Here is a 10,736-nt window from a genome sequence, read left to right on the forward strand (position 1 = left end):
CGTAGCCGTCCGAGCGCTGGTTGGTGAGCCCGGAGAGGAACTGCCTGAGCAGGGAGAACTGCCCTGCTTCCAGCTCCACGCCGTGCAACCCGGCACGCACGGCCGAGGCCGCCGCGGCGGCGAAACCGGCGACCAGCTCGTCGATCTGCTCCTGCTCGATCTCCATCGGCAGCTCTCGGCTGACGACGTCCGGGACTCGGGAAGGTCCCCACAGCACTTGCTGGGAGAACGCCGAAGATCCCTGCGCACCGGAGTGGCCGAGCCCGGCGAGGACGACCGTGCCGTGCGGACGGCACGCTTCGGCAACCGCCGCCCACCCGGGAGCGCACTCAGCGGCAAGCGGTGCCCGCTCGTAGGGCCAGTCCGAGGCGTGCACGCTGGCGGTTTCGGTGACGATCACACCGGCACCACCGGCAGCGCGCGCCTGGTAGTAGGCGACGTGCCGGTCCGAAATGGCCCGGCCACGCCCCAAATTCGTCTCGTGCGGCCCGAACAGAACCCGGGACGGGGCGTCCGCGGAGCCCAGCCGCAGGCCTTCGGTGAGTCTCATGTGCCGGCCGCCAGCGGACTGGAGTCGCAGGGCTTGGCCGGAACCGCGGGCAACCCCAGGCTCACCTTTCGCCGGGACGACCGGGAGTGGTCCTGCGACGGCTTCGGCAACCCACCTCTGTCCACAACGGACAGCGCGGTTTCACCGTGCCCCTTCACGCATTCCGGATCGGGACCGTCCAGCGGGAGGCCGGTGAAGAACTTCGCCGCCATGCACCCGCCCTGGCAGGCGTCGAACTCCGAGCAGGACTGGCACGCGCCGCCCGACTGCGGCTGGCGCAGCTCGGTGAACAGCTCCGATTCGCGCCACACCCGGGCGAAACCGCCCTCGTCCCGGACGTTGCCCGCCTTGAACACGTCGTGGATCGCGAACGGGCAGGCGTAGACATCGCCCACCGGGTCGATCAAGCACACCACCCGGCCCGCACCGCACAGGTTCAGCCCCGGCAGCGGAGTGGACCCCAACGCGTTGAGGTGGAAGAACGAATCACCGGTGAGCACGCGATCGCCGTGCTCGATCAGCCACGAGTAGATCTCGTGCTGCTGCGCGTCGGTCGGGTGCAGCTCGTCCCACACGTCCGCGCCACGCCCCGACGGCCGCAACCGGGTGATCCGCAGCTGCGCGCCGAACTCGTCGGCGATGGCCATGAAGTCGTCCAGCTGCGCGACGTTCTGCCTGGTCATCACCACCGAGATCTTGAAGTCCCGCATCCCGGCGTCCGACAGGTTCCGCAACGCCCGCATCGCCATGTCGAACGAACCGGGTCCGCGGACCGCGTCGTTGACCTCCCGCGTGGCGCCGTCCAGCGAGATCTGCACGTCCACGTAGTCGGTGGCGGCGAGCCGCTCCGCCCGCTCGCGGTCGATCCGCAGGCCGTTGGTGGAGAACTTCACCCCCACCTGGTGCTCGACGGCGTAGTCCAGCAGCTCCCAGAAGTCCGGCCGCACCGTCGGTTCACCACCGCCGACGTTGACGTAGAACACCTGCATCCGCTGCAGCTCGTCGATCACCGACTTCATCTCCGCGGTGCTCAACTCCCGCGGATCGCGCCGGCCCGAGGACGAGAGGCAGTGCTCGCAGGCCAGGTTGCAGGCGTAGGTCCACTCCCAGGTCAGGCAGATCGGGGCGTCCAAACCACCTTTGAACTGCTCGACCAGGGAGGGCACCGGTTCCACCGCAGTCACGTCGTCTCCACTCTGTCAACGAGGCCGGGTCAACGAGGCCGGATCATGTCCGAGGCGGCCAGCGAGGCCAGGGCCCGCCGGAACTGCGGCCGCCGCTGCTGCGGCACGGCCAGCAGCGCGTCCTCGACGCTGGTGTGCTCGCCCAGCCCGCGCACCAGATCCACCAGCTCGGGAACCTTCAAGAACGACAACTTCCGGTTGCCGAAGTGGTACGCGAGCGCCCCGAACGGCTCGGGGCGCAACGCGACCTGCGGATTCAACCGGTAGCCCAGGCTCGTGTCGAACTCCGCTGCGGTGGCCATCAGTAGACCCCGCACATCCCGTCGATCGAGACCTCTTCGACGAGCAGTTCCTCCTCGACGACCGGCTCGGTGGTTCCCGCTTCGACCTGTTCCTCAGCCATGGGATGCTCCTGTCGACGTTGACCGATCCACCGCCGACACCGTATTTGCACCCGGTGCATTTTGAAAGACGTGGAGCAGGAAATCTTGGGACGCAACACTGTTGGAGCAACCGCGCGAACCGGTGGACGGCAGCGGGCGACCAGCGCTGCCGAGCTGGAGCAGGTGGCCTTCGACCTGTTCGACGAGCAGGGGTTCGAGAACACCACGGTCACCGACATCGCGCGTGCCGCCGGCATCGCGCGCCGCACGTTCTTCCACTACTTCCCGTCGAAGAACGATGTCCCGTGGGGCGATTTCGACGCCGAGCTGGCGCGACTGCGCGCGGACCTGCGCGCCTCCCCCGCCGGAACTCCGCTCATGGACAACATCCGGCACTGCCTGGTCGAGTTCAACCGGGTGCCGCCGGAGCAGGTCCCGGCGCACCGGCGCCGGATGCGCCTGATCCTCGGCATCCCCGCGCTGCAAGCCCACTCGACCTTGCGGTTCCAGGCGTGGCGCCAGGTCATCGCCGAGTTCGTCGGCGCGCAGACCGGAAAGCCCGCTGACGCGCTCGCTCCCCAGACCATCGCGCACGCGACGCTGGGCGTGGCGCTAGCGGCCTACGAGCGGTGGCTCGACGAGCCCGACGCCGAGCTCACCGATCTGCTGGACGCAGCGATGCGCGAGCTCGCCGCCGGGTTCGCCGGTTCGGAAACGACCGACCAGCCGGGCCGGGTGCCATGACGCGGTGGCACGACACCCGGCCCCGTCCGATCAGTAGTCGGATTCGTCGTAGATCACGACGCCGCGCAGGTTCTTCCCGTCGCGCATGTCCTGGTAGCCGGTGTTGATGTCTTCGAGCCGGTATGTGGTGGTGATCAGCTCGTCCAGCTTCAACGTGCCGTGCCGGTAGAGCTCCAGCAGCCGCGGGATCTGAGTGCGTGGGCTGACCCCGCCGAAGATCGCGCCCTGGATCCGCTTCTGCAGCAGGGTCAGCTCGAACAGGCCGACCTTGGCGTCGGTCTGCTCGAAGTGCCCCATGCCCGTGACGACCACCTGGCCGCCCTTGGCGGTCATCGACATCGCCGGCTGCAGGTGATCGCCGGTGGTCTCGCCGATCGTGATGATCACCGTGTTGGCGTTCTGCCCCCAGGTCATCTCCGAGACCGGACCGGCGGCTTCCTCCATCGACGAGAAGGCGTGGGTAGCACCCAGTTCCAGGGCCTTCTCCCGCTTGAACTCCACCGGATCGACCGCCACCACGTATCGCGCACCGGCCGCCGCAGCGCCCTGCACCGCGTTGATGCCGACGCCACCGATGCCCACGACGACCACCGTGTCACCTGCACGCGTGTTGCCGATCTCGGTCGCCGACCCCCACCCGGTGGACACCCCGCACCCCAGCAGCGCGGCCTTGTCCAGCGGGATGTCGTCCTCGATCTTGATCACCGACGCCTGGTTGACCGTCACGTACGGCGAGAAGGTCCCCAGCAGGCACATCGGGATGACCGGGTTGCCCCGGTAAGTCGTCCGGTAGGTCCCGTCGGAGATCGCCCGGCCGGACAACAGGCCCATGCCCGCGTCGCAGAGGTTCTGCATGCCACGCGCGCAGGGGCGACACGTGCCGCACCCCGGGATGAACGCGAGCACGACGTGGTCGCCCTCCTTGAGCCCGGTGACCTCCGCACCCACCTTCGTCACCACGCCAGCGCCCTCGTGCCCGCCCACGACGGGGTAGAACTCCACCGGGTTGGCACCGGTGCGCAGGTGCTCGTCGGAGTGGCACAGCCCCGAGGCCGCCAACCGCACCTGCACCTCTCCGGCAACGGGATCGCCCAGCTCGACCTCTTCGATCTCCCAGTCCTTGCCGGGACTGTGCAGCAAGGCGGCCTTGGTCTTCATATCCACTCCTCGTCGAATGGGCGCAGAAGGACTTATGGCTTCCTGAGCATGGGAAGTCGGGTGATCGCAGTCAAGGGGCCGGGCGCGCACGACCGTTTCGCACCAAGCGCTCCACAACTCAGCGTCGCGCACGGAACCACCGAGCCCGAGCCCTCGGCCAGCACACCGAATTTCGGAGGCATCGGGAGAACGGACGTCCGAACGCACGCCACCTGACGACCACGCGCTCCGGCGCCATCGAGCGCACCCTCGAACCTCACCGCACAAGGGACAGCCCGTGCGGCTGCTGCCGCGCATCCCGGTGATGCTACGTCGTCTTCCGGCGCCGACGATCACCAAATCCCAGTCTAGACAACGAAAAAGCGAATTGCCCTCAAAGTTGATCACCTCATCGGGCGACCGATATTTACTCGAATCCACGTTCGACGGGTGGCACACTGAAACGCGTCAGCCGATCACGGCAGCACTCCAGGATCCAGGTTCAGCACTCGAAAACCAGTGGTCCGAATCAGAAATCCACTGTGGATCGCCTGGATCATCCCTCACCGAACGACCATTGACCGTTCAGAACGCGAAAGGACCGCTCTCATGATGTCGAAGTACCGATGGACCGTAGTGAACCACGGCGCAGCGATAGCGCTCTCCCCCACCGTCATGTCATGTGGACGAGGCCGGCACGGGGGTTCGAACGATCAGCACCGGACATGGCGAGTGGTGCAGCAACTTGTGGCTCGTGGAGCCCAAGTGCGCCCCGGAAACACCGCCCCGGCCGCGTGCGCCCACCACCACGAGCTGCGCCTCCTTCGCCCGAGAGAGCAGCTCGGCGGTCGGTGCGCCACGCCTGACGAACCTGAGCACCTCCACACCCGGATACCGCTCGTCCCAGCCCGCGAGGACTTCCTCGACGAAGCTCTCGGCGTCGTCCCCGACCATCTCCGAGGGAAGTCGGGAACGCAGCCACTTCAGGTCGATGCCGACCACTTCCCAGGTGTGCACCACGTGCAGCGGGACGTCCCAGTCCGCAGCCGCGGCGAAGGCGTGCGCCAGTACCGGCTCGGCGGACAGCGCGTCATCGACACCTGCCAGCACTGGGCCGGTCACCGGGAAGGTGAGCGGGTCGCCGGTGTCCGGCACGACCGCGACGGAAGATTTCGCGTGCGCAGCGACCTTCACAGCGACCGCTCCGGCGAGCAGTCCGGTGAACCCGCCGAACCCGCGGTCGCCCACGACGACCAGAGCCGCCGTTCGGGACTCGTCGATCAGCACGTGCTCCGGCGACCCCGGGCAGGCCGCCGTGCTCACCGCGACCCCCGGTTCCTGCTCCCGCGCCGCCTCCGCAGCGACGTCCAGCCGGTGCGCGACCTGGTCGCGCACGTGTTCGCGGTGCTCCTCCGGCCAGTGCAGACCGGGGAACTCCGGCAGCACGGGCGCGGCAGTGGGGTCGGCGTAAACGATCCGCAAGCCGGATCGACGTCGAGCCGCCTCCCGCGCTGCCCAGCGTGCGGCGTTGAGCGCCACGGCGGAACCGTCCACCCCGGCCACCACGTGTCCGTTCTCACCCATCCCGGCCCTCCCAGCACTGCGCAGGACGACAGCTCCAGGGTGGGCGAGTCCGCCGGGGTCCGCTCGCCGGGACGGCCGCTGCTACCGGGTCGGCATGCGCCCGGGGACCAGCAGCTCCGTGTTCCGATCGCCGAGCTCGCCGAGCTTGGCGAGGTCGGTGTGCGGGTTGTTGAAGGACAACTCCCGGTACAGGGAGGCCAGCGCCTCCGGAGACCGGTCGTCGTAGTCGACCTGGTAGGGGCTGTCGGCTTCGATCAGCGTGGTGAACAGCGACAGCGTGCCGTCCGCGTTGTCCACCACTTCGATGATCCGGGCCAGCTGCGGGAAGTCCACGTGGGACGCGGTGTTGATCTCCCAGAAGCCGCAGGCCGGGTCGTCGGCGTGGTGCGGGGTGATCGTGTTCTGGTGGGTGTGCCCGTTGACCCAGGCCAGCACGTTCGGGAAGCGCTTGAGCAGCCGCACCACCGAGGCACCGCTCATGCGGATTTCGCCGGGGCGGCGGAAGTCCGGCAGCAGCGCGGTCATCGTCCCGCTGGTGTGGTGGCTGAACAGCACGAACAGCTCGTCGGTGGCCGACTGCTGCTGCTTCCGGCCGAGTTCGTCGTAGTAGACGGAGCTGCCGGCGGTGAGCACCTTCTCCAGCCAGCGGAACTGCGCGAGGCCCAGCGAACCCTCGGCGAAGCCGGCGGTGTTGGTGCTGTCCAGGCTGATCCCGGTCACGCCGGGCGCGATCGGGAAGGTGTAGTACGACTCGTCGTCCGAGCTGAACCCGTGGCCGACCGGACCGGGCCCGGTGTTGGCCGGGTCGAGGTGCGCCCGGATGAACTCCTCGGTGCTGAAAGGCCGACGCCGTTCGTCCGGGGTCACGGTGCGCACCAGCCCGGTGCGGGTGTCCATGACATCGGCCGTGCGCTGCTCGCTGTGCCCTTCCATGAGGGCGACGATCTCGCGGGTTTCGCGCTCGTCCCTGCCGATGATCTTGCGCGATCCGGTGTACCAGTCGGCCAGTCCTGGGATCAGTTGGTCCGGCACGGTTCCCACGACGCTGTTGTCGTGGTTGCCGAACACGGCGTACCAGGGCATGCGCAGTCCCGGGCTGTCGAAGGAGCGGATGGCGTCGTCGAGCAGGCCGGCCAGCACCGGGAAACCGGCCTCCCGGAACCGGTCCGAGACATCCCCATCGGGATGCCAGTACAGCGGATCGCCGGAGTCCTGCACACCTTCGTAAGTGGTCAGGTCGCCGGTGTTCGGCGTGATCCGACCACCGTTGAGCACGCCGAAGTACCAGTCGAGCTCGGCGAGTTCGTGGTTGTCGGTGCTGTCCCCAGTGGTGATCATGAAGTCGATCGGGCGTCCGGTCACCGGCGCCCCGGGCAACGAGTTCACCCGCCGCACGAGGTGCGCCGCACCGAGCGCGGTGAGCGTCTCCTGCGGGCGGTGCGCCCCGGCCGCCAGCGGGTGGACGTACTCGAAGCGGGCCGGGCTCTGCGCATCCACCAGGTGCAGGTCCGTGAACTGCGTGAACGCAGCAACTGGAACCCTGCGGTCAACGCGGTCCGCCCGGGCCACCACCAGATCGGTCCGGACCACCTGCGGCCACCCCGGACCGGCCGTGAGCCGCCGGTACCCGTCGCCCGCGACCGGCTGGGCCGCGGCCTGCAGCGTGGTGCCGGCGCTGTGCGCCAGCTGCGGGCTCGCGCCTCGCGCGAACGACGGTGTCGAACCCAGCAACCCGGCGCCGAGAACGGTTCCGGTAATGCCCGCAGCTCGGAGGAAGCCGCGCCTGTTGATCCCTGCCATGCCTGTCCACCAGCCCATGCGCCCTGAACATCGAAGTTATCGGAAAAACTTTCACGTTTTCCGGGCGCAGTCCACCCCCAGACAGGTGACGAAAACGCGAACAACGACCAACGACTCGGAACGTCCACAGTGGCCGGCGCAGGCCCGGACGTCGGCGGTCAGACCAGCGGACGGCCCGCTCGGATCCGACGGCGGAGATCCCAGAGGACCAGGTTGAACGGGAAGTGCCGCAGCACTGCCGGCGAGCGTCGGACGATCGCAGCGATCACAGCCATCAACCGGTCGAACCGGCGCTGATCCCGGGCGGTCCAGGACAGCCGCATCTCAGCCCGGAACGGTGCGGGCAGGAACCCGGTCGTGACGAACTTGTTGAAGCGCCCGAACAGCATCGACAGCGGACGCGGCAGCCAGGCCAGCATCGTCACGTCCAGGAGGTACTCCCGAACCGTGTCGTCGATGGAGATCCGCTCCAGCGACTCGGTCCAGTACCGCCTGAACGAGGCCAAGTCGCGCGGCCACGCATCAGGCGGCACCTGCAACGTCGTGCCCAGCACCGCACCGTCGCGGTAGAACGCCTCGGCGGTTGCTGCATCGGGCTCGCCGAAGAAGAGGAGGTGGAGGTCTTCGAACCCCTTGTACAAGCATGCCGCGACCCACAGCTGAAGATCCGGGTCGAACGCGTTGTAGCTGACCGGACTGGAGTCGGTCGAGCGCACTTGAGCGTGAGCGCGGTTGACGCCGCGGCGGAACAGTTCCCGCTCGCGCTCGGTGCCCATCGTCGCGACGGCGATGTAGGCCAGGGTGGTGCGGGTCCGCTTGACCGGGTGCCGGAAGAGCTGACCGCTCTCCACTCGGCTCTCGACCACTCCGTAACCCACTCCGGGCCTGGCGAGCTGCATGATGACGTTCGCGTTGCCGGCGAGGAGCCCGGCCCCGAACACCGCGTCCCGGACCTGGGGGGTCGTGCCCGCCGAAACCGTCACCGTCGCCGCCCTCCGCCACGAGGCCAATCTGCACACGGCCGTTTTCAGTTAGGAGACCAGCAGCCCCGCCGATCTGTCAAGATGTGCCCATGAGCACGTCTCCCCTGCGGGTCTACGGCGGAGTGCGGGGCGATGACCGCACGGCGGAACGCCGAGCGCAACTGCTCGAGGCCGGACTGGACCTGCTCGGCGCGCCCAGCGACAGCCCTGCCCTGACGGTGCGCGGCGCGTGCCAGCAGGCCGGGTTGGCCACACGCTACTTCTACGAGAGCTTCGCCGACCGCGACGCGCTGGCCGCCGCTGTGTACGACCACGTGGTGGACGACCTGGCGAGCACCACGCTCGAAGCGGTGACCACCGCGGGACCGGACGAGCACGCCAAGGCCCGTGCCGGGGTGGAGAACATCGTGCGGACCATCGCCCGGGATCCACGACGGGGTCGCCTGCTGTTCTCGGTCAGCCTGAGCAGTCCGCTGCTCGCCCGGCGGCGGTTGGACTCCTCCCGGCTGTTCGCCGCGCTGCTCGGCGGTCAGGCGCAGGACTTCTACGGCATCACCGAGAGCCCGGACCTGGAGCTGACCACGCACTTCATCGTGGGCGGGCTCGCGCAAGCGCTCACGGCCTGGCTCGACGGCACGCTCCGGCTGGACGAGCCGGACGTAGTCGAACACTGCACGAGGCTCCTCCTGACCATCGCAGCCGGGTTCGCGTTCCCGGAGGCGGGCGCCTAGCCCCTGCCCCGGGGCAGCTCGGCGCGGACCCCCAGCAACCGGACCGGCCGGTCCAGCGGGAAGCGGTCCAGCGCGGTGCGGGCAGCACGCTCGAGGGCATCGGCGTCCCGCGTGGGGCTCGGCAACGACACACCGTGCGTGTGCGTGGCGAAGCTGGAGTTGCGCACCTTGACCACGATCCGACGGGCCAGCTTGTCCTCCGCGGCGAGGTCGTCGGCCACCACGTGCGACAAGCGCCGGACCTCCGCGCGCATCTCCTCCACGTCGCGGAGGTCCCGCTGGAAGGTCACCTCCCGGCCGTGCGAACGAGCCTCGTAGGGCTCGTCCGTGACGGGCGTGGAGTCGTACCCGTGCGCGTGCGCGACCAGCCACGGCCCGACGTTGGGGCCGAACTCCCCTACCAGGTCGTCCATCTTCGTGCGGGCCAGGTCGCCCACGGTCGCGATGCCGCGGGCGGCGAGCTTCTTCGCGGTCTTCGCGCCGACGCCCCACAGCGCGTCCGTGGGCAGCTCGGCCATGACCTCGACCCAGTTCGCCATCTCCAACCGGAACACCCCGGCCGGTTTGGCGAAACCGGAAGCGATCTTCGCGCGCAGCTTGTTGTCCCCGATGCCCACCGAGCACGCCAGCGCAGTGCGTTCCCACACCTGCTTCTGCACGACGCGCGCGGTCTGCTCCGCGTCCTCGGTGTCGACGAGCATGAACGCCTCGTCCCACCCGGCCACTTCCAGGATGCCGCCCAGATCGCGCAACGCGTTCATCACGTCGGCCGAAGCGGCGAGGTAGGTTTCGCGATCGGCAGCCAGGAACACCGCTTCGGGGCAGCGGGCCGCAGCCGTCCGCAGCGGAGTCCCGGAGCGAACCCCGAACTCGCGGGCCTCGTAGGAGGCACCGGCCACCACGCCGCGTTGCGTCGGATCGCCGCTGCCCCCGACGAGCACCGGCCGTCCTCGCAGCTCGGGATGGCGCAACAGCTCGACGGCCACGATGAACTGATCAAGATCCACGTGCAGCACGACCCGTTCCACGCTGCCAGCATCGACGGGTTCCGCCGATTCCGCCAGGCCTCGGGTGCGCGACACTGGCGAGATGAGCAAGCGAAGCGCCGGCATCATGCTGTTCCGGCTCGCCGACGGTGTCCCGCAGGTCCTGCTGGTCCACCCGGGCGGCCCGTTCTGGAAGAACAAGGACGCAGGTGCCTGGTCGGTCCCCAAGGGCGAGCACGAACCCGACGAAGACGCGCGAGCTGCCGCGATCCGTGAGTTCGCCGAGGAGACCGGAACCGCGCTGAGCAGCCACGACCTGCTCCCGCTCGGCGAGGTCAAGCAGCGCAACGGCAAGCTCGTCACAGCTTGGGCGGTCGAAGGGGACTTCGACGAGACATCCCTGCGCAGCAACGAGTTCGAGCTGGAGTGGCCACCGCGCTCAGGCCGCCGCCAGAAGTTCCCGGAAGTCGACCGCGCTCTCTGGTGCGACCCGAGCACAGCGCGGGAGAAGCTCAACCCAGCACAAGCGGAGTTCGTCGACCGCCTCCTCAGCCTCCTCCGCGAAACCGACCGACTGGACTGAGAACCCGGCACGTGGCCATGCAGCGGCGAACCCACGTGCCGGTCACGTCCACAGCGAAGCCCCGCCCGGCG

General features: G+C 68.8%; 12 protein-coding genes. 3 read left to right on the forward strand and 9 right to left on the reverse strand.

Going from position 1 to position 10,736, the window contains the following annotated elements; translation table 11 throughout:
• The 4 genes from ABTZ89_RS28625 to mftA form a co-directional block, all read right to left on the reverse strand.
• Nucleotides 1-550: oxidoreductase (locus ABTZ89_RS28625; protein WP_502949608.1), on the reverse strand; the 550-nt coding region annotated here is incomplete at its 3' end.
• Nucleotides 547-1,734 (reverse strand): mycofactocin radical SAM maturase, encoded by a 1,188-nt coding sequence (gene mftC / locus ABTZ89_RS28630; RefSeq protein WP_351050389.1) that lies wholly within the window; start codon nt 1,732-1,734, stop codon nt 547-549. The genes ABTZ89_RS28625 and mftC, both read right to left, overlap by 4 nt.
• 29 nt (nt 1,735-1,763) lie before the next feature.
• On the reverse strand, nt 1,764-2,036 hold the full coding sequence (gene mftB / locus ABTZ89_RS28635) for a mycofactocin biosynthesis chaperone MftB (protein ID WP_270946685.1): 273 nt from the start codon (nt 2,034-2,036) through the stop codon (nt 1,764-1,766).
• Complete coding sequence (gene mftA / locus ABTZ89_RS28640; RefSeq protein WP_093149417.1) at nt 2,036-2,137, reverse strand: mycofactocin precursor MftA; 102 nt, start codon at nt 2,135-2,137, stop codon at nt 2,036-2,038. Before mftA ends, mftB begins: the two co-directional genes overlap by 1 nt.
• A 70-nt stretch (nt 2,138-2,207) precedes the next feature.
• Here mftA and mftR point away from each other — a divergent pair, with 70 nt between their 5' ends.
• A complete protein-coding gene (gene mftR, locus ABTZ89_RS28645) occupies nt 2,208-2,861 on the forward strand; it encodes a mycofactocin system transcriptional regulator MftR (protein WP_351050392.1) in 654 nt (217 codons plus the stop codon).
• A gap of 30 nt (nt 2,862-2,891) precedes the next feature.
• On the opposite strand, the gene ABTZ89_RS28650 is transcribed toward mftR, so the two are convergent.
• The 4 genes from ABTZ89_RS28650 to ABTZ89_RS28665 form a co-directional block, all read right to left on the reverse strand.
• Nucleotides 2,892-4,019, reverse strand: a complete 1,128-nt coding sequence (locus ABTZ89_RS28650; protein ID WP_351050395.1) for an NDMA-dependent alcohol dehydrogenase — start codon at nt 4,017-4,019, stop codon at nt 2,892-2,894.
• Between the two features lie 657 nt (nt 4,020-4,676).
• On the reverse strand, nt 4,677-5,582 hold the full coding sequence (locus ABTZ89_RS28655) for a universal stress protein (protein ID WP_351050398.1): 906 nt from the start codon (nt 5,580-5,582) through the stop codon (nt 4,677-4,679).
• An 81-nt stretch (nt 5,583-5,663) separates the two neighbouring features.
• Nucleotides 5,664-7,382 (reverse strand): TIGR03767 family metallophosphoesterase, encoded by a 1,719-nt coding sequence (locus ABTZ89_RS28660; protein ID WP_351050401.1) that lies wholly within the window; start codon nt 7,380-7,382, stop codon nt 5,664-5,666.
• A gap of 158 nt (nt 7,383-7,540) precedes the next feature.
• A complete protein-coding gene (locus tag ABTZ89_RS28665; RefSeq protein ID WP_351050404.1) occupies nt 7,541-8,365 on the reverse strand; it encodes an oxygenase MpaB family protein in 825 nt (274 codons plus the stop codon).
• Nucleotides 8,366-8,454: 89 nt separating this feature from the next.
• Between ABTZ89_RS28665 and ABTZ89_RS28670 the strand changes: the two genes are divergently transcribed.
• Nucleotides 8,455-9,096, forward strand: a complete 642-nt coding sequence (locus tag ABTZ89_RS28670) for a TetR/AcrR family transcriptional regulator (protein WP_351050407.1) — start codon at nt 8,455-8,457, stop codon at nt 9,094-9,096.
• Here the strand turns inward: ABTZ89_RS28670 and ABTZ89_RS28675 are convergent.
• Nucleotides 9,093-10,124, reverse strand: a complete 1,032-nt coding sequence (locus ABTZ89_RS28675) for a DNA polymerase IV (RefSeq protein ID WP_351050413.1) — start codon at nt 10,122-10,124, stop codon at nt 9,093-9,095. The genes ABTZ89_RS28670 and ABTZ89_RS28675 overlap by 4 nt on opposite strands.
• 61 nt (nt 10,125-10,185) lie before the next feature.
• Here ABTZ89_RS28675 and ABTZ89_RS28680 point away from each other — a divergent pair, with 61 nt between their 5' ends.
• Nucleotides 10,186-10,665: an NUDIX hydrolase gene (locus tag ABTZ89_RS28680; RefSeq protein WP_351050410.1), complete on the forward strand. Its 480-nt coding sequence runs from the start codon at nt 10,186-10,188 to the stop codon at nt 10,663-10,665.
• Nucleotides 10,666-10,736 lie beyond the last annotated feature (71 nt).

The organism is Saccharopolyspora sp. NPDC002686 (genome assembly GCF_040295745.1).
GTDB lineage: Bacteria > Actinomycetota > Actinomycetes > Mycobacteriales > Pseudonocardiaceae > Saccharopolyspora > Saccharopolyspora oryzae.